This window comes from Neisseria viridiae, assembly GCF_962747995.1.
In the GTDB taxonomy this organism is placed as follows: domain Bacteria; phylum Pseudomonadota; class Gammaproteobacteria; order Burkholderiales; family Neisseriaceae; genus Neisseria; species Neisseria viridiae.
Window position 1 is genome coordinate 47,594 of sequence record NZ_CAUJAJ010000007.1, and the last position, 25,226, is coordinate 72,819.

At 52.3% G+C, this 25,226-nt stretch carries 27 protein-coding genes, 3 tRNA genes and 1 pseudogene; 14 read left to right on the plus strand and 17 right to left on the minus strand.

Annotated elements, in window-relative coordinates; translation table 11 throughout:
* Positions 1-20: 20 nt before the first annotated feature.
* The 5 genes from Q9J79_RS05805 to Q9J79_RS05825 all read left to right on the plus strand — a co-directional run bounded on the left by Q9J79_RS05805 (position 21) and on the right by Q9J79_RS05825 (position 3,261).
* A complete protein-coding gene (locus Q9J79_RS05805; RefSeq protein ID WP_301912185.1) occupies positions 21-668 on the plus strand; it encodes a nuclease-related domain-containing protein in 648 nt (215 codons plus the stop codon).
* Between the two features lie 16 nt (positions 669-684).
* Positions 685-1,302, plus strand: a complete 618-nt coding sequence (thiE, locus tag Q9J79_RS05810) for a thiamine phosphate synthase (RefSeq protein ID WP_301912186.1) — start codon at positions 685-687, stop codon at positions 1,300-1,302.
* 135 nt (positions 1,303-1,437) lie between these two features.
* Positions 1,438-2,085, plus strand: coding sequence for a DUF4304 domain-containing protein (locus Q9J79_RS05815; protein WP_025457468.1), 648 nt, complete (start codon positions 1,438-1,440; stop codon positions 2,083-2,085).
* A 114-nt stretch (positions 2,086-2,199) separates the two neighbouring features.
* Positions 2,200-2,394 (plus strand): sulfur carrier protein ThiS, encoded by a 195-nt coding sequence (thiS, locus tag Q9J79_RS05820; RefSeq protein WP_107863697.1) that lies wholly within the window; start codon positions 2,200-2,202, stop codon positions 2,392-2,394.
* A 78-nt stretch (positions 2,395-2,472) separates the two neighbouring features.
* Positions 2,473-3,261, plus strand: coding sequence for a thiazole synthase (locus tag Q9J79_RS05825; RefSeq protein ID WP_301912211.1), 789 nt, complete (start codon positions 2,473-2,475; stop codon positions 3,259-3,261).
* 763 nt (positions 3,262-4,024) lie between these two features.
* Here the strand turns inward: Q9J79_RS05825 and Q9J79_RS05830 are convergent.
* From Q9J79_RS05830 to Q9J79_RS05855, 6 genes are all read right to left on the minus strand, one after another.
* A complete protein-coding gene (locus Q9J79_RS05830; protein ID WP_301912187.1) occupies positions 4,025-4,849 on the minus strand; it encodes an SPOR domain-containing protein in 825 nt (274 codons plus the stop codon).
* Positions 4,850-4,961: 112 nt separating this feature from the next.
* Positions 4,962-6,740 (minus strand): bifunctional biotin--[acetyl-CoA-carboxylase] ligase/type III pantothenate kinase, encoded by a 1,779-nt coding sequence (locus Q9J79_RS05835; RefSeq protein ID WP_301912188.1) that lies wholly within the window; start codon positions 6,738-6,740, stop codon positions 4,962-4,964.
* Positions 6,737-7,243, minus strand: coding sequence for a D-glycero-beta-D-manno-heptose 1-phosphate adenylyltransferase (gene rfaE2 / locus Q9J79_RS05840; RefSeq protein WP_118997405.1), 507 nt, complete (start codon positions 7,241-7,243; stop codon positions 6,737-6,739). Before rfaE2 ends, Q9J79_RS05835 begins: the two co-directional genes overlap by 4 nt.
* A gap of 211 nt (positions 7,244-7,454) precedes the next feature.
* Positions 7,455-7,531 (minus strand) — tRNA-His (locus tag Q9J79_RS05845).
* A 27-nt stretch (positions 7,532-7,558) separates the two neighbouring features.
* A tRNA-Arg gene (locus Q9J79_RS05850) sits at positions 7,559-7,635 on the minus strand.
* 24 nt (positions 7,636-7,659) lie between these two features.
* A tRNA-Pro gene (locus tag Q9J79_RS05855) sits at positions 7,660-7,737 on the minus strand.
* A gap of 222 nt (positions 7,738-7,959) precedes the next feature.
* On the opposite strand from Q9J79_RS05855, the gene folD reads away from it, so the two are divergent.
* On the plus strand, positions 7,960-8,814 hold the full coding sequence (gene folD / locus Q9J79_RS05860) for a bifunctional methylenetetrahydrofolate dehydrogenase/methenyltetrahydrofolate cyclohydrolase FolD (RefSeq protein ID WP_301912189.1): 855 nt from the start codon (positions 7,960-7,962) through the stop codon (positions 8,812-8,814).
* Positions 8,815-8,875: 61 nt separating this feature from the next.
* On the opposite strand, the gene Q9J79_RS05865 is transcribed toward folD, so the two are convergent.
* Positions 8,876-9,460: an RDD family protein gene (locus Q9J79_RS05865; protein WP_301912190.1), complete on the minus strand. Its 585-nt coding sequence runs from the start codon at positions 9,458-9,460 to the stop codon at positions 8,876-8,878.
* A gap of 175 nt (positions 9,461-9,635) precedes the next feature.
* Between Q9J79_RS05865 and asd the strand changes: the two genes are divergently transcribed.
* Positions 9,636-10,751 carry an aspartate-semialdehyde dehydrogenase gene (asd, locus tag Q9J79_RS05870; protein ID WP_301912191.1) on the plus strand — a complete coding sequence of 372 codons (1,116 nt, stop codon included), beginning with the start codon at positions 9,636-9,638 and terminating at the stop codon, positions 10,749-10,751.
* A gap of 92 nt (positions 10,752-10,843) precedes the next feature.
* Here the strand turns inward: asd and Q9J79_RS05875 are convergent, their stop codons facing one another.
* The 9 genes from Q9J79_RS05875 to rsmI form a co-directional block, all read right to left on the minus strand.
* The gene (locus Q9J79_RS05875) at positions 10,844-11,374 is read right to left on the minus strand and encodes an alpha/beta hydrolase (RefSeq protein WP_301912192.1); all 531 of its coding nucleotides are present in this window, start codon (positions 11,372-11,374) and stop codon (positions 10,844-10,846) included.
* Between the two features lie 10 nt (positions 11,375-11,384).
* Positions 11,385-11,729 (minus strand): hypothetical protein, encoded by a 345-nt coding sequence (locus tag Q9J79_RS05880; RefSeq protein ID WP_301912193.1) that lies wholly within the window; start codon positions 11,727-11,729, stop codon positions 11,385-11,387.
* Positions 11,716-12,495: an exodeoxyribonuclease III gene (locus Q9J79_RS05885; protein WP_301912195.1), complete on the minus strand. Its 780-nt coding sequence runs from the start codon at positions 12,493-12,495 to the stop codon at positions 11,716-11,718. Before Q9J79_RS05885 ends, Q9J79_RS05880 begins: the two co-directional genes overlap by 14 nt.
* 419 nt (positions 12,496-12,914) lie before the next feature.
* Positions 12,915-14,336 (minus strand): cysteine--tRNA ligase, encoded by a 1,422-nt coding sequence (gene cysS, locus Q9J79_RS05890; protein WP_301912196.1) that lies wholly within the window; start codon positions 14,334-14,336, stop codon positions 12,915-12,917.
* Positions 14,337-14,372: 36 nt separating this feature from the next.
* Entirely contained in the window at positions 14,373-15,329 is a 957-nt protein-coding gene (locus Q9J79_RS05895; RefSeq protein WP_301818181.1) for a BsuBI/PstI family type II restriction endonuclease, read from the minus strand.
* Entirely contained in the window at positions 15,322-16,740 is a 1,419-nt protein-coding gene (locus Q9J79_RS05900) for an Eco57I restriction-modification methylase domain-containing protein (RefSeq protein WP_301912197.1), read from the minus strand. Before Q9J79_RS05900 ends, Q9J79_RS05895 begins: the two co-directional genes overlap by 8 nt.
* Before the next feature lie 19 nt (positions 16,741-16,759).
* Positions 16,760-17,914: a GTPase ObgE gene (obgE, locus tag Q9J79_RS05905; RefSeq protein ID WP_301912198.1), complete on the minus strand. Its 1,155-nt coding sequence runs from the start codon at positions 17,912-17,914 to the stop codon at positions 16,760-16,762.
* 34 nt (positions 17,915-17,948) lie between these two features.
* A complete protein-coding gene (locus Q9J79_RS05910; protein ID WP_301912199.1) occupies positions 17,949-18,317 on the minus strand; it encodes a hypothetical protein in 369 nt (122 codons plus the stop codon).
* Between the two features lie 160 nt (positions 18,318-18,477).
* Positions 18,478-19,362 carry a 16S rRNA (cytidine(1402)-2'-O)-methyltransferase gene (gene rsmI, locus Q9J79_RS05915; RefSeq protein ID WP_301912200.1) on the minus strand — a complete coding sequence of 295 codons (885 nt, stop codon included), beginning with the start codon at positions 19,360-19,362 and terminating at the stop codon, positions 18,478-18,480.
* Positions 19,363-19,408: 46 nt separating this feature from the next.
* Between rsmI and Q9J79_RS05920 the strand changes: the two genes are divergently transcribed.
* From Q9J79_RS05920 to Q9J79_RS05950, 7 genes and pseudogenes are all read left to right on the plus strand, one after another.
* Complete coding sequence (locus Q9J79_RS05920; protein WP_301912201.1) at positions 19,409-19,756, plus strand: YraN family protein; 348 nt, start codon at positions 19,409-19,411, stop codon at positions 19,754-19,756.
* A gap of 4 nt (positions 19,757-19,760) precedes the next feature.
* Positions 19,761-20,354 carry a phosphoheptose isomerase gene (locus Q9J79_RS05925; RefSeq protein WP_301912202.1) on the plus strand — a complete coding sequence of 198 codons (594 nt, stop codon included), beginning with the start codon at positions 19,761-19,763 and terminating at the stop codon, positions 20,352-20,354.
* Between the two features lie 63 nt (positions 20,355-20,417).
* On the plus strand, positions 20,418-21,026 hold the full coding sequence (locus Q9J79_RS05930) for a BON domain-containing protein (RefSeq protein ID WP_301912203.1): 609 nt from the start codon (positions 20,418-20,420) through the stop codon (positions 21,024-21,026).
* A gap of 5 nt (positions 21,027-21,031) precedes the next feature.
* Positions 21,032-21,651 (plus strand): annotated as a pseudogene (locus Q9J79_RS05935) (hypothetical protein).
* Between the two features lie 39 nt (positions 21,652-21,690).
* Positions 21,691-22,470: a type I methionyl aminopeptidase gene (gene map, locus Q9J79_RS05940; protein ID WP_002218216.1), complete on the plus strand. Its 780-nt coding sequence runs from the start codon at positions 21,691-21,693 to the stop codon at positions 22,468-22,470.
* 154 nt (positions 22,471-22,624) lie between these two features.
* Positions 22,625-22,924, plus strand: coding sequence for a helix-turn-helix domain-containing protein (locus tag Q9J79_RS05945; protein WP_107819570.1), 300 nt, complete (start codon positions 22,625-22,627; stop codon positions 22,922-22,924).
* A 237-nt stretch (positions 22,925-23,161) separates the two neighbouring features.
* Positions 23,162-23,536, plus strand: coding sequence for an ACP-like domain-containing protein (locus Q9J79_RS05950; RefSeq protein ID WP_002215074.1), 375 nt, complete (start codon positions 23,162-23,164; stop codon positions 23,534-23,536).
* A 187-nt stretch (positions 23,537-23,723) separates the two neighbouring features.
* On the opposite strand, the gene Q9J79_RS05955 is transcribed toward Q9J79_RS05950, so the two are convergent.
* The gene (locus Q9J79_RS05955; RefSeq protein WP_301912204.1) at positions 23,724-25,190 is read right to left on the minus strand and encodes a malate:quinone oxidoreductase; all 1,467 of its coding nucleotides are present in this window, start codon (positions 25,188-25,190) and stop codon (positions 23,724-23,726) included.
* Positions 25,191-25,226: the final 36 nt, after the last annotated feature.

The window sequence follows — 25,226 nt, forward strand, 5'->3', positions numbered from 1 at the left end:
AAAACAAAAAGGAAAACGTCATGATTGAACAAGCAATAGGAAACCTGTCAGGTATCTTTTGGATTTTCCTGCTCGTCATTCCCCTGCTTCTTTTGAAAGCGCTGCTCCAAACCCCCAAAGTGAAAGGACGCATAGGCGAACGGGCAGTCCGTTCAGTAATCGGAAAAGATTTGGATGAGGAAACCTATATCGAATTTCACGATTTGATTATTCCGTCCCGCAGCGGCACGACGCAAATCGACCATATCTATGTTTCGGCTTTTGGGATATTTGTCATAGAAACCAAGAATTACACAGGTTGGATTTTCGGCAGCGAGAAGCAATCGAAATGGACACAAGTCGTCTATAAGCAGAAACACTACTTTCAAAATCCGTTGCGCCAGAATTACGCACACATCAAGGCATTATCCGAACTGCTGCAACTGCCGGAAGAAAAATTTCATTCGATGGTGGTTTTCCTCGGCGATTGTGAACTGAAAACGCAAATGCCGCCGAATGTCTGCCGTATCAGACAGGCAGCATCCTATATCAGACATTTTCAGACGACCTTATTGCTGCCGCAGGAAATAGAAGCGGCAACTGCCGTGCTGTCTTCAAACGAATACCAAGCCGACGGCGAAAAACTGCGGGCGCATACCGAACGCCTGCAGGAACGCCATCAGCGATAACTTAAAAGGACACCCCATGACCTTCCCACCACTCAAATCTCCGCTTAAATTCTACGCCGTCGTTCCCACCGCCGATTGGGTGGGGCGCATGGTCAAAGCAGGTGCCGACACGGTGCAACTGCGCTGCAAGACCCTGCACGGCGATGAATTGAAACGTGAAATCGCCCGCTGCGTCGCCGCCTGTCAGGGCAGCCGTACGCAGCTTTTCATCAATGACCACTGGCGCGAAGCGATAGAAGCAGGCGCGTACGGCGTACATCTCGGACAAGAAGACATGGACACCGCCGACCTTGCCGCCATCGCCGCCGCCGGTTTGCGCTTGGGTTTGAGTACGCACTCCGTCGCCGAACTCGACCGCGCCCTGTCCGTACACCCTAGCTACGTCGCCAGCGGCGCGATTTTCCCGACCACGACCAAGCAAATGCCCACCGCCCCGCAAGGCTTGGACAAACTGCGCGAATATGTGAAACAGGCAGGCGGCACGCCCGTCGTCGCCATTGGCGGCATCGATTTGAACAATGCTGAAGAGGTATTGGCAACCGGCGTTTCCTCACTCGCCGTCGTCCGTGCCGTTACCGAAGCGACAAATCCCGAAGCCGTGGTTAAAGCGTTTCAGGCTTTGTGGAATGAATAAGGTCGTCTGAAAATAATAAAGTCTAAAACCAGACGTACCAGATAATATATTTACAGAGGAATTTATTTTTTATTTTATTCATTTTTGTCATATTTTAAAATTTTAAAAAGATACATAAGGAGCAATTTGATAACAATGAAACCAAGAGAGTTATGTGAAAAAGCATGGCAAGAAATAGCAAGTAAATTTCCTGATTTTAAGATAATTTCTAAAGGGCAGAAATTAAAGAGAGTATCTAAAAACAGGGATATTACATTTGAAATCTATTTTCAGGCTGATAGGCACAATTATCAATGTAGCGTGCAATTTATTCCACATATCGCCATTTACTCAAAAGATATGAAAAAGGCAAATATCAATAATGGTTTTATATATGGCGGAGAGTTGGGGAGTTTGATAAATAGAAAACCTTGGACTTGGTGGCAGTTAGCAGGAGCAAGCTATAAATATACGGTAGAGGATGTTAGCAAACTCATAAGGGAGCATATAATACCGTTATTTGACGATTTTGAGGACACAGAAACTAATATTGAAAAAATTATAAATGAGGATATGAATGACTATAATTTATTGTATTACATCTATTATTTTAGCGGAAAAGCTAAGGCGCAGCAGTATTTTAATAAAATAATCAAAAAAGACAAATTAAGAAAAAAGTATATTGGTTTTTATAATTCTTTGAATGAATTACCAAAGGAAAGCATTTCATTAGACATATGTGAATTTGTTGGAGATACTATGATTAAATTTGCCTATATTAATGGGATTGAAATAGAAAAATAATAAATAATTGAACATAAAAATATTAATGGACGCAAATGTTGCAGGTTCGCTTGCAACCCAACATTTACAAAGGTCGTCTGAAAACCTCTATAAACACCGAAATATCGAGAAACCATGAACATCATCTTAAACGGCGAACCCGCCGAACTTCACGGCACGACCATTGCCGACCTCATCGCCCAAACCGCGCCGCAACAGCCCTTTGCTGTGGCGGTGAATACCGGATTTGTCGCCAAAGGCGCGTATGCGGAAACGGTTTTAAACGAAAACGACAAAGTCGACATCGTGCGGCCGGTGGTCGGCGGCTGAATGCCGTCTGAAACCCCAAAGGCACGCCGCTGGCTTTCAGACGGCATCGCACCCGACAACCATACCAAGGAACCCATCATGCTCACCCTATACGGAGAAACTTTCCCTTCACGGCTGCTGCTCGGTACGGCTGCCTACCCGACCCCCGAAATCCTCAAACAATCCATCCAAACCGCCCAGCCTGCGATGATTACCGTCTCGCTGCGCCGCGCGGGAAGCGGTGGGGAGGCACACGGTCAGGGGTTTTGGTCGCTATTGGAAGAAAGCGGTATCCCGATGCTGCCGAACACAGCAGGCTGCCAAAGCGTGCAGGAAGCGGTTACGACGGCGCAGATGGCGCGCGAAGTGTTTGAAACCGATTGGATTAAGCTCGAACTCATCGGCGACGACGACACCTTGCAACCCGACGTGTTCCAACTTGTCGAAGCGGCGGAAATCCTGATTCAAGACGGCTTCAAAGTGCTGCCTTATTGCACCGAAGACCTGATTGCCTGCCGCCGCCTGCTCGACGCGGGCTGTCAGGCGTTGATGCCGTGGGCGGCTCCGATCGGCACGGGTTTGGGCGCGGTTCACGCCTATGCGCTCAAAGTCCTGCGCGAACGCCTGCCCGACACGCCGCTGATTATCGACGCGGGCTTGGGTTTGCCCTCACAGGCGGCGCAAGTGATGGAATGGGGCTTTGACGGCGTGCTTTTGAACACCGCCGTTTCCCGCAGCGGCGATCCGGTCAATATGGCGCGCGCCTTCGCACTCGCCGTCGAATCCGGACGGCTGGCATTTGAAGCCGAACCGATCGAGGCGCGCACCAAAGCGCAAGCCAGTACGCCGACCGTGGGGCAGCCATTTTGGCATTCGGCGGAATATTGAAAAAGGCGGCAAAAATGCCGTCTGAAGGCTTCAGACGGCATCGCGGCTCAAAACGGCGGCAGCCTGAAACGGACAAACCGCCATTCCCCGGCATCACGGCTTTGTCGTGAGGAATAGGGAAACCAGCCGGAAAACCTTGCCGCCCGCCCCGACACCGCAACCAACGAAACACCCGGCCTCCACGGTGCGCAGGCTGCCGCGCAAGCCCCAAGTACAGCAACAGAAGAAGCGTTTTGTTGTTGTTTGAATACATTTAAAAATACCTAAAGCCATCCGTAAGCCTTCATCCGCAACGGTTTCACCGCTTTTGCATCCCCGAATCCACGCTCAAACACCCCCGAATGACAACCCTGTCCGCGCCAAATCGGACGGATGTTCAAACACGGGCAACCTTATTTCCGTCAGGCACGAAGCCCTCAGCTATGCCTGCCGACCCCGATTTGTCCGGCACAATGAAAGTTTGCCGACCCGAATCACAAACATCGGCAAATAGTTTAATTTGTTTATTTTTCATCGCATTACAAAAAATCCACATTTATTTTTAAATTTTTATTGATAATTATTATTATTAGCGTATAATTAAAACCACTCGGAAGTCGTCAATTCCGAACCATTAAACACTGTATTCCCTCATCATTCACTTTCACACTTGGAGTCGGCATATACGAGACATACATTCCCTTTTTATATATCAGATACTCAAAACCGAAATGCCAAACCCACCTTCGCGGTGGGTTTGGCATTTATTGTCCGGCTTTCGCGCCTATTTGCAAGACTTGAGGTTCAGTTTGCCGTATGGGGACGTGATTTTACGGATTTCGTCCGCATCGGCGGCATTCACGCCGGTAAACAAAACCGTCATACGCGACACGCTCAAAGAATCGTCCTGCCGGCCGGTTTCCGCAGCGCGTTCAACAATATGCGCCCCGCCGAATCCTGCGCCGGCAAGCCGGTTTTGCAGGGCTTGGGCGTTTTCCCGGCTGCTGCCGACACCCAGGCTCAATGCGCCGTCAAACGGTATGGGGTTGAAACCTTTGGCAGACAGCTCCGCCGCCTGATTTTCGGCATCGGCGGAAACGGGCAGGACGACGCGATAGGTTTTGTCGGCAGGTTTGGCTTTGGCGGTACGTTTTTCAACGCTCCTGCTGGCAACGTGCGACCATTTGCCCAAAAGCCCTTTGATGCGGTGGTAGTCGTCTTCGTCCATCGTGAGGCTTGCCTGCGCGGCGCATAAGGCATCTGCTGCTCCGTTTTCGCGTTCCGCCTGCGCCTTTTCGGCGGCGAGTTTTTCGCGGCGGGCTTTTTCTTCACGCTGTTTTTTCTCCCTCAGTTTTTTCTGTTCCGCTTCCTTTTTCAAGCGCAACTGCTCGGCCTGCTCTTCGGTCAGGATGTCGCCCGGTTTGAGCAGTGCCACCGTATCCTCCACGGATGCCGCCGCATTGCCGGCGGCGGGCGTTGTGGGGGGCGTGTTTTCGACGGCCCGGTTTTCCGGCACGCCGCCCGTCGCTTTAACGGCCAATTTATAGCCCACCGTGCCGCCGAATACGGCAATATTGAGTACCGCCAAAAGGGTGAAGAGCCATTTCATTAGAATTTCCTCAATGTTTGAAACCCCGCCCGCCCGGGCGGCAGTCTGTCGGGCGGCAGAATCCGGATGGATTCGGACGGATGCCGCCCCGTGTTGAAAAAGGGCATATTTTCTAAGCGTATTCCGATTCCCCGCCTTCGGCGGCAATCAGGTTCAGCAGCCCGTGGATGACGAGGTTGTCCGCCACGCGCACGGTATTTTCCGCCAAAAATGCAGGCGGCAGGGCTTCTGCGACTTTCGCCGCGCCGCCGCCGGTAATGATGACATCGACAGGCTTGTCCGCGCCGTTTTTTTCTTTCAGACGGCAGTGCATCATCATAACCGAACCGCAAACCGCGTCCATCATACCGCTTGCGATGGCATTGCTTGTGGTGGTCGGGAAAGGGTAACGCTTGCCGGCGGGGCGGTTGAGGTTGGCGGTTCGGACAGCGAGCGATTCTTTCATCAGGTGGAAACCGGGCATAATGGTTCCGCCGAGATAATGTCCGTCATCGGTAAGCGCGTCAACCGTTACCGCCGTGCCGCAACTGACGACGACGCAGGCGTTGCGGCTGAAGCGGCGGCTGCCCAAGGCGTTGAACCAGCGGTCGGAACCGTGTTCTTCGAGGTGGCGGTAGTGGTTGCGTATGCCCAAAGCCTGATGGGCGGAAGGCAGCCATTCGATGGGGCGGGCGATTTGTTCCTGAACCTGCGCTTTTTTAAGTTCTCCGCACACGGCGCAACCGACGATGCGGACATTTCCATCCGCCTTTTCCGCCCACTCCGCGCCCAAAGGCGACAAATCGCGGTACGGCGAGCTGCCGACGGTTGCAAACGTGCCGTTTTCCACCCAAGCCCACTTGAGCCGGCTGTTGCCGCCATCCAACAGCAGAAAACGTTCCGAATCCCGCCGCTTCGACACGGAAACCGGCCTGTCGTCGGGCCGCAGGCTGATTTCGCCGCTGACGACCGTCTGTTCGCCCTCTGCCGTTTCCAAGTGCAAAACGCCTTGTCCGTCCACGCCTTTAACCGTGCCTTCGAACACGGTTTCGCCGTCGCGCAACAGCAATACCGCCTTGCCATGGTCGCGGTTGGCAGCCTGATATTCCGCCACAAAAGGCGCAAATCCGTCCCGCGCATATTGCAACAACACCGCGTCCAGTTCCGCAAGCAATGTTTCCAGCAACACGGCGGCATCGGCATTTCCCCGCCGCGATGCCGTCTGAAACAGCGATTGCACGGAAGCGGCGTTTTCCACTTCCTTGGGCAGCACGAAATTGATGCCGATACCGACCACGGCAACCGTTTTGCCGCCCGTCCTGACCGTTTCAATCAGAATGCCGCCCAATTTGTCGCGTCCGACGACCAAATCGTTTGGCCACTTGATTTGCGTTTTCAAACCCAAACGCGACAAGGCGCGCCGGCACGCCACTGCCGCAACAGGCGACAGCGAACCCAACTCATACTGCGGCTGGTCAAACACCCAGCCAAAACTGAACATCAGACACTCGCCCAAACGGTGCGACCACTTCCGCCCCTGCCGCCCCCTACCCTTACTTTGCAGGTGGGTCACACATATGGTTTTGTGCGCCTTGTCCGGCGCAATCCGCGCCAATTCCAGTATCTCGTCGTTGCTGGACGCGCACTCGTGCTTCAATGCCGTCTGAAAACCCGACCTCTCCCCCAACGCGCGCAAACCTTCGGCATCGAAAACCGCCAAGGGGCGCACCAGCCGCCAATAGCCGTCATGTTGGCGCAACAGCCCGCGTATGTGCGCCGGCATCTGCTGCCAAAAACCGTTGAGCTGCTGCGGCTTCATGTCCGCCACACGCGCCAGTTGCGAGACGTGTTGCGGCAAACCGTCGGCAAGCTCCGCCAACACCCGCCAGTGCGAAGGCTTCAAAACCGTCATTTCCCGCCCTCTGCCGCACGGATTTTTGCCAAAGTCTTCGTTGTCGAAGTCTGGTGCAGAAACGGAATTGAAAACACCTGACCGCCGCGCGCCAGCGTTTCCGCCGCGCCGACAATCTTATCCGCAGCCCAATCGCCGCCCTTGACCAACACCTCCGGCTTCACCGCCTCAATCAAAGCCGCCGGCGTATCCTCGTCAAACCAAGTAACCAAATCCACACTTTCCAACGCGGCGGCAACGGCGGCACGGTTCTCCAAAGGATTAATCGGGCGGTCGCCGCCCTTGCCCAAACGCCGCACCGAAGCATCGGTATTCAACGCCAGCACCAACGCCGCCCCTGCCGAACGCGCCTGCGCCAGATAAGTAACGTGCCCCCTGTGGAGGATGTCGAAACAGCCGTTGGTAAACACCAGCGGGCGCGGCAACAACGCCAAACGCGCCACCAACGCCTCGGGCGGACAGATTTTCGATTCAAAATCAGGGACAGACCAAGCGTCAACCATCAAAGCCTCCGACAAAAACCATAAAAGACAGAAAAACCCACATGATACAGAAGCATATGCGAAAGGCAAAGCCGAAGGCGCAAATGCCGTCTGAAGCGGTTTCCGTATGACCGGCCCAGCTTTCAGATGGCATACCGCCGCACCGGTACGACGGTGCGGACAGTACGTGCAAACGGAAAAAGACCCGTACCGAAAAGTACGGGCCTTTATCTGGGGTGGCTGATGGGGCTCGAACCCACGACAACCGGAATCACAATCCGGGGCTTCTACCAACTGAGCTACAGCCACCATAAAAACGGTTTTCAATCAAATTCTTGGCACGCCCGACAGGAATCGAACCTGTAACCCCCGACTTAGAAGGTCGGTGCTCTATCCGGTTGAGCTACGGGCGCTCATGCCGATTCGTGCTGATTGATTGGTCGGGGCGGTGGGATTCGAACTCACGACCCTCTGCTCCCAAAGCAGATGCGCTAACCGGGCTGCGCTACGCCCCGACTTGAAGAAGCGAACTATACAGTTCAGGGAAAGATGCGTCAACATTTATTTTCAAAACACCAAGATGAAAAATATAGTTTTTTGATTTGAAAAAATATTTAATCCGTCCAAACAGCCGTATTTTATTTCAGGACAAATTTATTTTCGGCATCCTGCTGTAAAAACAAACGGAAAATGCGATAATTTTCAGCATTTTCTACCTGTTTAACAAAAGGACGGATATGTCGGCACAACTGATCAACGGTAAAGAAGTTTCGCAAAAACGCCTGCAGGCGGTTGCCGAAGCGGTGGCGCAACGCCAACAGGACAATCTGCACACGCCTTGCCTGGCCGTGGTTTTGGTCGGAGGCGACCCAGCCAGCGCGGTTTATGTCCGCAACAAGAAAACCGCCTGCCAAAAATGCGGCATCAAGTCGCTATCTTACGAGCTGCCCGAATCAACATCGCAGGAAGAACTGTTGGCACTGGTCAACCGCCTGAACGCCGATTCCGAAGTGGACGGTATTCTGGTTCAGCTGCCCCTGCCGAAGCACCTCGACAGCCAGGCGGTTTTGGAACGTATTTCGCCGGATAAGGACGTGGACGGCTTCCATCCTTACAATGTCGGCAGGCTGGCGGTCAAAATGCCGCTGATGCGCCCGTGTACGCCCAAGGGCGTGATGACGCTTTTGGAAGCTTACGGCATTGATCCGAAGGGGAAAAAAGCGGTCGTGGTCGGCGCGTCGAATATCGTCGGCCGTCCGCAGGCTTTGGAACTGCTGCTGGCGCGTGCAACGGTAACAATCTGCCACAGTGCGACCGAAAATCTTGCCGATGAAGTTGCCGGGGCCGATATTTTGGTGGTCGGCGTGGGCATTCCGAACTTTGTCAAAGGCGGGTGGATCAAACCCGGCGCGGTCGTTATTGATGTGGGCATCAACCGTTTGGACGACGGCAGCCTGTGCGGCGACGTGGAATTTGAAACGGCAAAAGAACGGGCGGCGATGATTACGCCCGTTCCCGGCGGCGTGGGTCCGATGACGATCGCCACATTAATGGAAAACACTTTGCACGCAGCTTCGCTGCACGATACTTGAGCGGTTCTGAAGATAAAAATGCCGTCTGAAAGGCTTTCAGACGGCATTTTGCCGTGTCCGTTTATTTGGGCAGCTTGACGACAACCGTATCCGCCAGTATGTCGTAAAGCGTGCGGCGGTCGCGTTTGACCATAAAGAGCAGGACAAAGTTGGCAAGAAATGCCAGCAGGTTGATAGCGTTTTCTCCGTTATCACCTACTGCAAGACCGATAACGGCGGCAATAATGGCAACCAAAACCGACCATGCGATTTCGCGTACCAAAACCGTACCGACAAAGCCCGGATTGCGGCCGTCGGTTTTCAACACGCGGATTCTCATGATTTTCTTACCCAATGACTGCCCGTCCCGGCTCATATAGTAGATTTGAACGACGGTATAAACCAAAATGCCCGCCAGTCCTACCCAAAAGGAAGTTGTGCCCAAAAGCAGTCCGACTATTTCCTCACTGCCGACGATTCTGCCTTCATTCTTGATGGCGAAGACAATCAGTCCGACAAACGGAATCAGCAGAATCAAAAAGGTAAACAATTGGTTCAGCAGGGCCGCAAGTATCCGGTCTCCGGCACCGGCAACCGTTACCTCGATTTCCTGAATGTCAGACCTGCCGACACCGGCCACACCGATATAGTTGTTTCTTTCTTCCATGTCTCTTCCTGATAATGGTTCTTAACTGACCCCGATTCTACCGTTCTGACACCGAAAACGCCAATATTTAAAGAAATCCCGATAAAGAACTTTACATTTTCTTAAGACGGCGTTAAAACGCTCCCTTTACGCCATACATAATTTTATTAACGATTTTTCCTCAAGGAGCAACACAATGAAAGTAGGTTTCGTCGGCTGGCGCGGTATGGTCGGTTCGGTTTTGATGCAGCGTATGAAAGAAGAAAACGACTTCGCCCACATTCCCGAAGCGTTTTTCTTTACCACTTCCAACGTCGGCGGCGCAGCCCCTGATTTCGGTCAGGCGGCTAAAACATTATTGGACGCGAACAACGTTGCCGAGCTGGCAAAAATGGACATCATCGTTACCTGCCAAGGCGGCGATTACACCAAATCCGTATTCCAAGCCCTGCGCGACAGCGGCTGGAACGGCTACTGGATTGACGCGGCATCCTCACTGCGTATGAAAGACGACGCGATTATCGTCCTCGACCCTGTCAACCGCAACGTCATCGACAACGGCCTCAAAAACGGCGTGAAAAACTACATCGGCGGCAACTGTACCGTTTCCCTGATGCTGATGGCTTTGGGCGGCCTGTTCCAAAACGATTTGGTCGAATGGGCAACCAGCATGACCTACCAAGCCGCTTCCGGCGCGGGTGCGAAAAATATGCGCGAACTCATCAGCGGCATGGGCGCGATTCACGCCCAAGTGGCGGACGAGCTTGCCGATCCTTCCAGCGCGATTCTTGACATCGACCGCAAAGTGTCCGATTTCCTCCGCAGCGAAGACTATCCGAAAGCCAACTTCGGCGTACCGCTCGCCGGCAGCCTGATTCCGTGGATTGACGTGGACTTGGGCAACGGCCAGTCCAAAGAAGAATGGAAGGGCGGCGCGGAAACCAACAAAATCCTCGGACGCAGCGACAATCCGACCGTAATCGACGGCTTGTGCGTCCGCATCGGCTCTATGCGCTGCCACAGCCAAGCCCTTACCCTGAAGCTGAAAAAAGACCTGCCCGTTTCCGAAATCGAAACGATTTTGGCAGGCGCGAACGACTGGGTGAAAGTCATCCCCAACGAAAAAGAAGCCAGCATCCACGAGCTGACCCCCGCCAAAGTTACCGGCACGCTGTCCGTCCCCGTCGGACGCATCCGCAAACTGGGCATGGGCGGCGAATACATCAGCGCGTTCACCGTCGGCGACCAACTTTTGTGGGGCGCGGCCGAACCTCTGCGCCGCGTGCTGCGTATCGTGTTGGGCAGCCTGTAAGCCCTGTTTGAATGGAAATGCCGTCTGAAACCTGTTTCAGACGGCATTTTCCTTGCAACCCCAATTGGACGAAATTCCGATAAGGCAAGCGTTCACGCCAGCAACATTTCCTGCATCAGCTTCATACCCCACTGCCAGCCGCCGAGCATACCGTTCAAACTGCCCGAATGCGGGGAAACCAACAGGCGCGCGTTCCACAAATCCGCCTGTTTTTGCGCCCAACCGTGCGGCACGCCGCCGTGTTCGGACACCACCAATGCGGCACGGCAGGGACAGCGGACGCGTTGGAAAGTGTGTTCCGCATCATCGGAGAAAATATCGAGACGCTGCGGTACAAGGATGATGTTGGCAATTTTCTTCCGGGTCAGGATGTCTGCCCGATACAGCCACGCCAAGAATGCGGCCGCGCCCGCTCCGTGTGCGACAACGGCGATATGCCTGCCCTGTATCCGTTCGAATGCCGTCTGAAGCGCGGTTTGCCACGCTTCCGTGCTGCTGTTTGCGGATGCTTCGGACATCTGCACGACGGGATAACTGACCGCCCAACGGTCTATCCACATCTGATCCTCTCCGGCATCGCGTATCAGCCAAAGCGTCAAATCTTCGAGTTCAAAACCCTGCATACCGCCCCGCCTATTTCAGCAGGTCCCGGAGGGTAAAGGCGATGAGCAGCGAAGCGGGTACGCTCAATATGGCGCACACGGCGAGGCAGGCAAGAACGTTTGCCAACAGCCGCCAGCCTTTCCAACCCAAACATTTGGCCGCAATCAGCAGGCAGGGGAGGCAAATCAGCAGCCACACCAACGCCCATATCAGGTTTGCCTTGGTCGGCGCAAGCCAGCCCTGCATCCGCGCCAGCATAAACACCGCCCACACCGACATAGGCAGCACAAATGCCGCCACGACCCATGCCGCGCCTATTCCTGTTTTTCCGTCCACATTCCAATCATATTTACCCAAAACTTTATTCGGCAGCATAGTCATACTCCACGACCAGCGGCGCATGGTCGGAAAATTTTTCGTCTTTATAAACGTGTGCGGACACGGCTTTGGCGGCAAGTTCGGGCGTAACCATCTGATAATCGATGCGCCACCCGACATCTTTCGCATACGCCTGTCCGCGGTTGCTCCACCAAGTGTAGCCCGGCACATCGGGATAGAGCGTGCGCCACATATCCGTCCAGCCCAGCGTATGGATAACCTTGCCCATCCACTCGCGCTCTTCGGGCAGGAAGCCTGAATTTTTCTGGTTGCCTTTCCAGTTTTTCAGGTCGATGTTTTGGTGGGCGATGTTCCAGTCGCCGCAGACGACGATGTCGCGCCCTTCGTTTTTCATCGCTTCGAGCATAGGGTAAAACACATCGAGGAAACGGTATTTCACCTGCTGGCGTTCTTCCGCGCTGCTGCCGCTGGGCAAATAAAGCGAAATAACGCTCAACCTGCCGAAATCGCAACGCACAAACCGCCCTTCCCTGTCGAATTCTTCAATGCCCATACCGATTTGCACATTGTCGGGTTTGCGTTTGCTGTACACCGCCACACCACTGTAACCGCGCTTCTCGGCGCAATGCCAATGGCCGTGCATCCCGTGCGGATTTTTCATATCGGCAGACAAATCTGCTTCCTGCGCTTTGAGTTCCTGTACGCAGACAATGTCCGCGCCCGATGCGACGATGTATTCGTAAAATCCCTTTTTATAAGCGGAGCGGATGCCGTTGACGTTGGCGGAAATGATTTTAAGCATAATAAAAATAAGTTCTCACAATGTTCCCATACACAAAGCGGCACCTGGTGCGCCGCCCGGCATTTCCCATTCAACCCTGCCTGCTGAAAACGGTGGGGCTTCAAGCGGGAAATGCCGTCTGAAAACGGAAAAGGGCAAAAGGCGGTACTTTTCACAAAAACACCTCTTATCTTATTCTCCATAATCTAGTAATTTATTTAATAAGTCATCCAATTCTTTATCATTTAATCCAATTTCATAGAGTACTCTATGCAAACTATAAATCCATCTATTAAAATTATTTTGCTTATTATTGATAATATTAGATATTTTTTTATTTCCAGAAAGTCTTCCGGGTTAAATCCAAGATCTTTTAATCTGATTTTAATATTATTAATAATATCTTCCATGTTTATTACTTTTGCCCTTTCCGATACAGTTCAACCGCGCCGCCAAGTCGTGCCGCCGGCGTTGTCTTCCAAAATGATTTTGTGTTCGTTTAAAAGATCGCGGATGCGGTCGGACTCTGCCCAGTTTTTATCCGCGCGCGCCTGTTTGCGGCGGGCGATTAAGTCTTCGATTTCTTCGTTGGAGAGGCCGTCTGAAACCGCGCCGCCTTGCAGGAACTCGGTCGGATCGCGTTGCAGCAGGCCGATGATGCCGCCCAAGGCTTTCAGGCAGCCGGCGAGGTGTGCATCATTGGTTTTGTTCACTTCTCCTGCCAGCTCAAACAACACGGCAACCGCTTCGACCGTACCGAAATCGTCGTTCATGGCGGCGTAGAAGCGGCGGGTGTAGCCGTTGGCATTTTCGGACAATTCGAACGCGGCCGTCGGCGTGTTTTTCAAGGTGGTGTACAGACGGGTCAGCGCGCCTTTTGCGTCGTCCAGATGCGCGTCGGAGTAATTCAGCGGGCTGCGGTAGTGGGCGCGCAGGATGAAGAAGCGCACGACTTCGGGGTCGTATTGTTTCAACACTTCGCGGATGGTGAAAAAGTTGCCCAACGATTTGGACATTTTTTCGCCGTCCACACGGATGAAGCCGTTGTGCAGCCAGTATTTGACGTGGCTGGCGATGCTTTGCCCGTGGTGGGTTTGCGCGTGGTCATGTCCGCAGGTATGACCGCTTGCGCCGACACTTTGGGCGATTTCGTTTTCATGGTGCGGGAACTGCAAGTCCGCGCCGCCGCCGTGGATATCGAAATTATCGCCGAACAGGTTTTCGCTCATCGCGGAACATTCGATGTGCCAACCCGGACGGCCGTTGCCCCAAGGGCTTTCCCACGCCGGCTCGCCTGCTTTCGCCGCTTTCCACAACACAAAATCAAGCGGATCGCGTTTGAAACCGTCCACTTCCACGCGTTCGCCCGCGCGCAGGTCGTCCAACGATTTGCCCGATAATTGGCCGTAAGCGGCAAACTCGCGCACGGCGTAATAAACGTCGCCGTTTGCAGCAGGATATGCCTTGCCGTTTTGAATCAGGGTTTCAATCATGGCAATCATTTGCGGAATGTTTTCCGTCGCTTTCGGCTCGATGTCGGGACGCAATACGCCCAGAGCATCGGCATCTTCGTGCATCGCCTGAATGAAACGCGCGGTCAGTTCGCCGATGGTTTCGCCGTTTTCAGCCGCGCGCGCGATGATTTTGTCGTCGATGTCGGTAATGTTGCGCACATAAGTGAGCGGATAACCGCACTCGCGCAGCCAACGGGCAATCATGTCGAACACAACCATCACGCGGGCATGGCCCAAGTGGCAATAGTCGTAAACGGTCATACCGCAAACGTACATACGCACGTTTTTAGGGTCGATGGGGGCAAAGGGTTCTTTTTGGCGGGTAAGGGTGTTGTAGATGGTTAGCATGGCGTAATCTTCATGGATAAAATAATTATATTAATGTTATTGGTCATAAGGACCCAAAAAACGTGTTCCATTAAAGTGAATCATATGGCTGGGGTTATCTGCAATCCATACATCTGTTTCCCAAGCAATTTCGTTGCTAAAACGTGTATAGGTTTTTTTGTCGGGAAAAGCTGAGATGAAAACTAATCCGGCTGAAGATTGGGAAAATAATGTTTTCAATTCAAAATATCTTTTTGAATCAACTGGACCGTGACTAGTAACAGATTCTATGCAAACCAACCAATTTCTTGTGTCATCGTAAATAACAACATCTGGTAATTTACCATGATTATCTAAGGATATTCCTAATTTAGAAAAAGTTTTTGTATCAAGGAAGCCATGTTTACTTCCTGTATCGCCAACGTAAACTAATAAGCCGTTTGGTACAAATTGTGCACCAAAAATTTCAATAATATCTTTGATTAATTGGGAGTGCTTTCCTGCGGATAGCATAAAGGTTTGTTCATTTGGTAGTTTTAATGGGATTTGTACCATTGCACGCTCGAGTGCATACTTTTGTACTAAAGATGGACGTGTTTCAAGATATTTTTGTAACTCGCTTTCGAAATTGGAGGTGCCAAAAGTTTTTAAAACAGCTAAAAAATTTGATTCCAATTGATATACTGCTTTGGGGCTGTTAACTGCGCGTGTGGGTTCATCAGGATTATATAAACAGATACCTGCTTCAACGAATTGGTGCATAGATTGTCGCCTGAATGTTTCTCGTGTATTGGGGGCGTATTCTTTGCCATAATGGGTCAGGCACCACTGCATAATTGGTGTAATACCAACTAATGGATTAAATGCCCTTTCCCAATCAGAATCAGGTGTTATGCCTGCTAGGCATAATAAGCATAAAGCAGTCCGTTCATTCTGTTGTGCTCTAGGCATGTTTAAGAGCTCTAATATCTGGAGAGCTTGGTCAATTTTAGAGTGAGATGATTTTTCAAACATATTGCTGTATAAAAGTGTTTATTTCTTCGGAAGACATATCGGAATGATATTTTTTACCCCAACTTCTTAAAATATCCAAAGATGGGTAAGGTAAATTTTTTAAATCAGTTATATTGATTTGAGTATGGCCAGAAAACTCTCTGAAATATTTATCTAGCCAAGTTGAATTTAAAAAACAGATTAATCCTTTTGCTAAAAATTCATCAAATCCATGTTTGTTTATATGAAAAAAATTTAAATGATTTTCTAACCCAATAAAAGAATGCTGAATCTTTTCAGGATTGATTATAAAAGCATTGATTCTTTTATTTTCTTCTTTCGCAGAAAATCGTTTTACTATTACATACCAACCGTCATTAGGCAGTAGATATTTTTCAGAATCTTTTGTGTATTTTATCGCATTAGGTTTTTTATGCTGTCTTGGGTGAATAAGACCGTCTTTTGAAAAATGATGTGGATAGAACAAAGGAATATTTTCATTGTTGATATTCTGCTCCAGTAGAGATTTTATTCTGAAATCGACAATTGGACCGGTGCTGGCTTGTAAACCAATATCAGTTAAATTATATTTAAAAGCACGTGGAATATTAATTGAACTTTGGTTAGGAATTCGGATGAAATTTTCAGAGTCTCCCTCTGTTACAATTTGAGAAAATGGAAAAATATTAGAAGAATATCCATTAAATTCACTATCTTTACAAGAGGATACAACAACAGATTCTTGTTTTTTTCCTTTTATCAATTTAATAATAATGTTTTCTTGTAAAACGCAGTCATCGTGAAAAACTTTTTTTCGGCTTTCAAAAATATGAATATGTTCGATTGCGCAATGCTGCAAAATAAATTTCCTAAAATTTTTATAATAAGCACCATTACAAAAAGAACGAGGGATAATAGCGACAATTTGCCCTAAATATTGCATTTGAAGAATGGTTAGCCCTAAAAATGCACTATATAAATTAACGGTCTCAAGTCCAATACTATTAAGTAATTTTCGATGTTTTGACCGACTGTTTAATTTTTTATAAGGTGGGTTCAGAATTGCATGAGTATATCGATATCGATGTATATTATTAACAGCGTCTTCAATAAAGTCAGAAATATGAATATCACTAGTGAATGAAGCAAAACGGACATTTTTTTCCAATTCATGAGCCATAACTGGGTCAATTTCCCAAAAATCAGTATGACTAATACCAATCTTTTTTCTATCTACTGCTAAAGCTAATGAACCGATACCAGCACCACAATCTAATAAACGGGAAATTTTACTTTGACTAGGCGTAAAAAGTCCTGCCATAAAATCAGCAATGATAGAGGGCGTCATAAACTGAGCAAATTTTAATTTAGAAGACTGATTTAATCTGTTATTTACTTCCAATCGAATCGCATCTATTTGAGCTGCATTCATTTATTTAAACCTATCAAATCTACTCCGCCTTAAACACGCCGGTATCCGTTTTCAGCCGCATATCGGCAATTTCCGCTTGCGCGGCGGCTTTTTCCACGGCAGCCGCTTCGGCTTCCAAGCGTTTTTTCTCGTTCAGATACAACCCGATTTGGCGCACGAGGTCTTGTGTGCCTTGGTGGGTCAGTGCGCTGATTTGGAAGAGGCGCGGGGTTTCCATGTCGAATTGGAAACGGTCGTCTGGTTTGGGGTAATCCCAGCCGATGGCTTCGAGGAAGGCGGCAGTGCGCGTTTGGGCTTCTTCTTCGTCAAGCATGTCGAGTTTGTTCAGTACCAGCCAGCGCGGTTTGTCGTAGAGTTCTTCATCGTATTTGCGCAGTTCGTTGATGATGGCAAGGGCTTCTTCGGCGGGATTGACGGTTTCGTCGAAGGGGGCTAAATCGACGACGTGCAGCAGCAGGCCGGTACGCGATAAGTGTTTGAGGAAGCGGTGGCCGAGGCCTGCGCCTTCTGCTGCGCCTTCAATCAGGCCGGGGATGTCGGCCATGACGAAGCTGTGGTTTTCGTCGATGCGCACGACGCCTAAATTCGGGTGTAGTGTGGTGAAGGGGTAGTTGGCGATTTTGGGACGTGCGGCAGATACGGCGGTAATCAGGGTGGATTTACCGGCATTGGGCATGCCTAACAAGCCGACATCGGCGAGGACTTTGAGTTCGAGTTGTAGAGAACGGGTTTCTCCTTCTTCTCCGGGCGTGGACTGTTTGGGCGCGCGGTTGACGGAGGACTTGAAGTGGATGTTGCCCAAGCCGCCTTTGCCGCCTTTGGCAAGGCAGACACGCTGGCCGTGATAAGTGAGGTCGGCAACGATTTCGTCGGTGTCGAGGTCGCGGATGAGGGTGCCGACGGGCATTTTGAGGACGATGTCGTCCGCACCTGCGCCGTAACGGTCGGAACCGTGGCCTTTTTCGCCGTTTTTGGCTTGGTAACGTTTGACGAAGCGGTATTCGACGAGGGTGTTGGTATTTTCGTCGGCTTCTGCCCAGACGCTGCCGCCTTTGCCGCCGTCGCCGCCGTCCGGGCCGCCGCGCGGTACGAATTTTTCGCGGCGGAAACTGGTTGCGCCATTACCGCCTTTGCCTGCGGCGACTTCGATTTTTGCTTCGTCGATGAATTTCATTCAATGCTCTTGTTTGTTGGTTTCAAATAAGGTTTCAGGCGGATTGCCGTGTGTTTTGATGCCGTCTGAACAGAATTTCGGACGCTATTATAAGGGATAAGCGGTATTTCACATACCGTGGGGGCGACGATTTGCCCCGCCCGCCCTGATGGGTTTTGAAACGAATCTGCGCCATGAAGGCAAACTGTGTCCGCCTTCGGCACAGGCGCACCCTTGCCGATTCCGCCGCTCGGGGCGCACCCGTCCAAATGGCGGCCCGGTATCGGGATTGTCCGTCCGGATACGCCGAACCGCCGATTGCCGGATGCCGTCTGAAACGCGCAGGCAGGAACGGGGCACGGCGGTGTCCGATGCCGTCTGAACGCCGGACGGCGCGGCGGCATTTTGCAACAACGGTTTTCATACCCGCCCGATTCCGCCGCCGCTTATTGTGCGAACCTCCCCGCCTTCCCCCGAAATACCCATATCGCCGATGTGGCGTTAATCGGACCTTGCCGGCCAGAAAAATCCTGTTTGCCCGGACGGGAAACCATCCCCCACACACCGCCCGAACCGGCAGAAGGCTAAATCAAATCTTTGTTTTTGCAAGACAAGGCAAAATCGTACAAAGCTTTTTTTCCCTCACCCGTGATTTTGGCGGCAAGCTCCGCCGCCTGTTTGGTCGGCAGTTCGGCAGCAAGGATGTTCATCACATTTTGCGCGGATTCGGACAAGCCTTCGTGTTTTTCATCCCGCGCCGGATAAAGCACCAGCACCATTTCGCCGCGCGATTGGTTGCCGTCTGCCGCCAATGCCGTCTGAATTTCCCCAACCGTGCCGCTCAAAAACGTTTCAAACGTTTTCGTGATTTCGCGCGCCAGCATTAATCGGCGTTCGGAGAACAATTCCGCCATATCGGCAAGCGTCGCCCCGATGCGGTGCGGCGTTTCAAACATCACGACGGGGAACGCCGCCCGCACCCATTTGGCAAACAGTTTCCTGCGTTCGCCCGATTTCGGCGGCACAAAACCGTTGAAATAAAAATCGGATTCCGCTACGCCCGCCACGCTCAAAGCCGCCATCACCGCGCTTGCGCCGACAACAGGAACGACTTTGAACCCTGCTTCTCGCACGCGGCGGGCGAGTTTCGCACCCGGGTCGCACACGGCCGGCGTACCCGCATCGGAAACCTGTGCCACAACCATGCCGTCTGAAAGATAGCCGATAATCTTATCCGCCATCTGCCGTTCGTTGTGTTCGCGCACGCTGACGAGTTTGCCCTGAATGCCGTACGCGCTCAAAAGCTGCGCGGTAACGCGCGTATCTTCGGCACAGATGATGTCCGCCTTTTGCAATACCGCCAAAGCGCGCAGGGTAATGTCCGCCAAATTGCCGATGGGCGTGGCAACCACGTATAATGTCCCTCCGACGACGCTGTCGGAGGCTTTCTGCAAGTGTTTCTGAAACATAAAAAATGCCGTCTGAAAAACAGACATTATAAAGGTTAAACCGATTATGCGCTTAAACCACAAACAGGGTGCGGCAGGGGAAGATGCCGCGCTTGCCTTTCTCCAATCCCAAGGCTGCACGCTGCTTGCCCGCAACTGGCACTGCGCCTACGGCGAAATCGACCTGATTGTCAAAAACGGCGGCATGATTCTGTTTGTTGAAGTAAAATACCGCAAAAATCGGCAATTCGGCGGTGCCGCATACAGCATTTCCCCATCCAAATTATTGAAACTGCAACGAAGTGTAGAGTATTATCTGCAACAGAACAGGTTGACAAACGTACCGTGCCGCCTCGATGCGGTACTGATTGAAGGAAACCGCCCGCCCGAGTGGATAAAGAATATTACAGGTTGACGATATGACGACATTACAAGAACGCGTTGCCGCCCATTTTGCCGAAAGCATCCGTGCCAAACAGGAAGCCGAAAAAGTACTCGCCGAACCGGCCGCGCAGGCTGCCGAACTGATGCTGCAATGCCTGATGAACGACGGCAAGATTCTGGCGTGCGGCAACGGCGGTTCGGCTGCCGACGCGCAACACTTCGCCGCAGAAATGACCGGCCGTTTTGAAAAAGAGCGCATGGAATTGGCCGCCGTCGCACTGACAACAGACACTTCCGCGCTGACAGCCATCGGCAACGACTACGGTTTCGACCATGTATTCAGCAAACAAGTGCGCGCGCTCGGACGTGCAGGCGACGTATTGGTCGGCATTTCCACCTCCGGCAATTCTGCCAACGTCATCGAAGCCATCAAAGCGGCACACGAACGCGATATGCACGTCATCGCCCTGACCGGCCGTGACGGCGGCAAAATCGCCGCGATGCTCAAAGACACCGACGTACTGCTCAACGTCCCCCATCCGCGCACCGCCCGCATTCAGGAAAACCACATCCTGCTGATACACGCCATGTGCGACTGTATCGACTCCGTACTGCTGGAAGGAATGTAACCCTTTTCAGACGGCATGGCGCAAAGCAATGCCGTCTGAAACGCCCAAGAAAGGAAGCCCCCGATGAAACTCAAACCGCACACCGTCCGCACCCTGATTGCCGCCGTCCTCAGCCTTGCCCTCGGCGGCTGTTTCAGCGCAGTCGTCGGTGGTGCGGCGGTCGGCGCGAAATCCGCCGTCGACCGCCGCACCACCGGCGCGCAAACAGACGACAACGTTATGGCGTTGCGTATCGAAACCACCGCCCGTTCCTACCTGCGCCAAAACAACCAAACCAAAGGCTACACGCCCCAAATCTCCGTCGTCGGCTACAACCGCCACCTGCTGCTGCTCGGACAAGTCGCCACCGAAGACGAAAAACAGTTCGTCGGTCAGATTGCGCGTGCCGAACAGGCAGCCGAAGGCGTGTACAACTACATTACCGTCGCCTCCCTGCCGCGCACCGCCGGCGACATCGCCGGCGACACCTGGAACACGTCCAAAGTCCGTGCCGCGCTGCTGGGCATCAGCCCCGCCACACAGGTGCGCGTCAAAATCGTTACCTACGGCAACGTAACCTACGTTATGGGCATCCTTACCCCCGAAGAACAGGCTCTGGTTACCCAAAAAGTCAGCACCACCGTCGGCGTACAAAAAGTCATCACCCTCTACCAAAACTACGTCCAACGCTGATACCCATGCCGTCTGAACCGCCTTCAGACGGCATTGTCCGACACCAAGCACAAGCAAAATGACAAAAAAACCGAACAAACCCTTCAGGCTGACCCCAAAACTCCTGATACGCGCCGTATTGCTCATCTGTATCACCGCCATCGGCGCATTGGCAGTAGGCATCGTCAGCACATTCAACCTGAACGGCGACAAAACCCTCCAAACCGAACCGCAACACACCGACAGCCCCCGCGAAACCGAATTCTGGCTGCCAAACGGCGCAGTCGGACAAGGCGCAGCACATCCCGAACCGGCCTCGTCCGAACCCGAAAGTGCGGACAATGAAAACGAAAGCGGCGGCAAACCGCCCCTTCCCGCCCCTGCCAAAAAAAACCGTGCCAAACCGCGTCCTTCGGATGCGGCCCGGGCTGCCGATCCGTTAACCGCCACCGAAACACAAGCTGAAAAAACACTCAACGAAACCCCCGTACTGCCCACAAACATCCCCCGTCCTGAGCCCAAAAAAGAAACACCCGAAAAACAGGCGCAGCCCAAAGAAACGCCCAAAGAAAACCATACCAAACCGGACACCCCGAAAAACACGCCGCCCAAACCCCATAAAGAGATTCTCGACAACCTCTTCTGACCCGGCGCGGCAGGCACACCCGCAATACAAGGAAGCATTATGAACGGCATCATCATCAAAACCCCCGAAGAAATCGAAAAAATGCGCGAGCTGGGCAAACTCGTCGCCGAAGCCCTCGACTACATCGGACAATTCGTCAAACCCGGCGTAACCACCGACGAAATCGACAAACTCGTTTACGACTACCACGTCAACGTCCAAGGCGGCTATCCCGCCCCCCTCCACTACGGCAACCCGCCCTACCCCAAATCCTGCTGCACCTCCGTCAACCACGTCATCTGCCACGGCATCCCCGACGACAAGCCGCTCAAAGAAGGCGACATCATCAACATCGACCTGACCATCAAAAAAGACGGTTTCCACGGCGACTCCAGCCGTATGTTTACCGTCGGCAAAGTCTCCCCCATCGCCCAACGCCTGATCGACGTAACCCACGCCTCTATGATGGCGGGCATCGAAGCCGTCAAACCCGGCGCGACGCTGGGCGACGTAGGTTACGCCTGCCAACAGGTTGCCGAAAATGCAGGTTATTCCGTCGTACAGGAATTCTGCGGCCACGGCATCGGGCGTGGTTTCCACGAAGCCCCGCAAGTGTTGCACTACGGAAAAAAAGGACAGGGCCCCGTTCTAAAACCGGGTATGATTTTCACCGTCGAACCGATGATCAACCAAGGCAAACGCCACCTGCGTATCCTTAACGACGGCTGGACGGTCGTAACCAAAGACCGCTCCCTCTCCGCCCAATGGGAACACGAAGTTTTGGTTACCGAAACCGGCTACGAAATCCTCACCGTCAGCCCCGCCTCCGGCAAACCCTGAAGCCGGACGTATCCACCCCATAAAAACAAACAATGCCGTCTGAAAGAAACGGCAGATATAATGTACAATATAAAAACAGGCTTGACCCGGCACATTACAAAAACAAAGCAAATCGGAATTTGCCCCGCAACCAGACAAACTTAAAGGAAGTTTTATGAAAATATTTGAAAATATAGAAGATGTTAAAGCCATCCGCAAAAAGACCGGGCTGAACCAGATAGACTTCTGGGGCAAGGTCGGCGTTACCCAGTCCGGAGGCTCGCGCTACGAAACCGGCCGCAAAATGCCCAAACCCGTACGCGAACTGCTCCGCCTCGTCCATATCGAATGCCTCGATTTGGCAAAAGTCAACAAAAAAGATATGGAAATCGCCGCCCTGTTGAAAAAACACCATCCCGACCTGTATGCCGAGTTGTCCAAACAGACCAAGGCCGAAAGAAAAAAACAAGGTTAAACCGCAACCTCCGGATGTCCGGAGGTTTTTTATTTCCGAAGAACGCAAACAATGCCGTCTGAAACACCGGACAGGCTGCCGTACCCCGCCTGCCGCCCCTGCATCAAACCGCCGAACCGCCCGAACCTGCCTTTTTACAAACTTTATCCAATTTCCTGTTTATTTCAAGATACGCCGACATTAGAATGTCAAATAGCCCGAAACGGGCAAACTCCACATCTATCCAAAGGAATAAAAATGAAACTTCTGACCACCGCAATCCTGTCTTCCGCAATCGCGCTCAGCAGTATGGCTGCCGCCGCCGGCACGAACAACCCCACCGTTGCCAAAAAAACCGTCAGCTACGTCTGCCAGCAAGGTAAAAAAGTCAAAGTAACCTACGGCTTCAACAAACAAGGCCTGACCACATACGCCTCCGCCGTCATCAACGGCAAACGCGTGCAAATGCCTGTCAATTTGGACAAATCCGACAATGTGGAAACATTCTACGGTAAAGAAGGCGGTTATGTTTTGGGTACCGGCGTGATGGATGGCAAATCCTACCGCAAACAGCCCATTATGATTACCGCACCTGACAACCAAATCGTCTTCAAAGACTGCTCCCCACGTTAATCAGGCAACAAAAAACAGCGTTTTCAGAAATGAAAACGCTGTTTTTTTGACCCTTTCCCCATTACTCGCAAAGGGGAAAACGATTACCTGCCCCGTGTATCAAAACCTGCCCTGCCGGATGAAGGGCATAACCGGCAGGGACGGCATCAACACCATATGGGGCACGGCTTTTCTTGAAAGATTCGGCTTAAATATCCAACACTTTCGCGGTATAGGCGATAATTTCATCCGCCCTTTCGGGGTTTTCGTTCAACTTGATGCCGTAACCCGGTACCAGCTCTTTCAGACGGCCTTCCCAAGACGGGGCGCGCTCGGGGAAGCATTGGTGCATCAGCCGGATCATCAGCGGCACGGCGGTCGATGCGCCCGGCGACGCGCCCAGCAATGCGGCGAGCGAGCCGTCGGCGTGGGCGACAATCTCCGTACCAAACTGGAGCACACCGCCTTTTTCGGAGTCTTTTTTAATGATTTGGACACGTTGCCCTGCGGTGATGAGTTCCCAGTCGTCGGGGTTTGCCTCGGGGTAGTATTCCAGCAGGGAGGAGAAGCGTTCTTCTTTGGTTTTACGCAATTCGCCCAGCAGGTATTTGGTCAGCGGCATATTCGCCCAGCCGGCGCGCAGCATAGGATAGAGGTTGTCCATATGGATGGACAGCGGCAAATCCATAAGCGAGCCTTGCTTGAGGAAGTTGGAACGGAAGCCTGCGTAAGGGCCGAACATAAGGTGGCGTTTGCCGTCCACGTTGCGTGTGTCGAGGTGCGGGACGGACATCGGCGGCGCACCGACGGAAGCCTGCCCGTACACTTTGGCGTTGTGTTGTCCGGCGGTTTCGGGGTTGCTGTTGCGGAAGAACAGGCCGGACACGGGGAAGCCGCCGTAGCCTTTGCCTTCGGGGATGCCGGATTTTTGCAGCAGGGTCAGCGCGCCGCCGCCCGCGCCGAGGAAGAGGAAGCGGGTGCGGAGGGTGAGCTGCCCGTCGGGGTTGCGGGTATCGGCGGTTTTGAGTACCCACGCGCCGTCGGATTCGCGTTTGATGTCTTCGACGTGGCGGTTGAACTCGGTTTTTACGCCCTTGCCCTGCAAATATTTCACCATCTGGCGCGTCAGCCGTCCGAAATCGACATCCGTGCCTTCGGCGGAGTAGTTGGCGGCGACGGGTTGGTTTTCGTCCCGTCCGCGCATAATCAGCGGAGCCCAATCGGAAATTTTGTTCCGATTGGTGGAAAATTCCATATTTTCAAAAAGTTTCTGCGTTTTAAACACATCATAGCGTTTTTGCAGGTAACGGCAGTGGTCTTCGTTCATCACCAAAGACATATGCGGCACGGCATTGATGAAGGAATTGTCTTCCAACTTGCCTTCCGCGACCAGCGTCGCCCAAAACTGGCGGCTGACATGAAACTGTTCGGCAATATTGAGGGCGCGCGCCGGATCGATAATCCCATTTGCACCCAGCGGCGCATAGTTCAATTCGCACAGCGCGGAATGCCCCGTGCCGGCGTTGTTCCACGCGTTTGACGATTCCAACGCCACGTCTTCCAAGCGTTCAATCAGGGTGATTTCCCAAGACGGTTCGAGTTCTTTGAGCAAAACGCCCAAAGTCGCGCTCATAATGCCGCCTCCCACCAAGACAACGTCTGTCGCTTCAGCCATGGTTTACTCCTAAAAAAACAGGCATCTTCTGCCCTT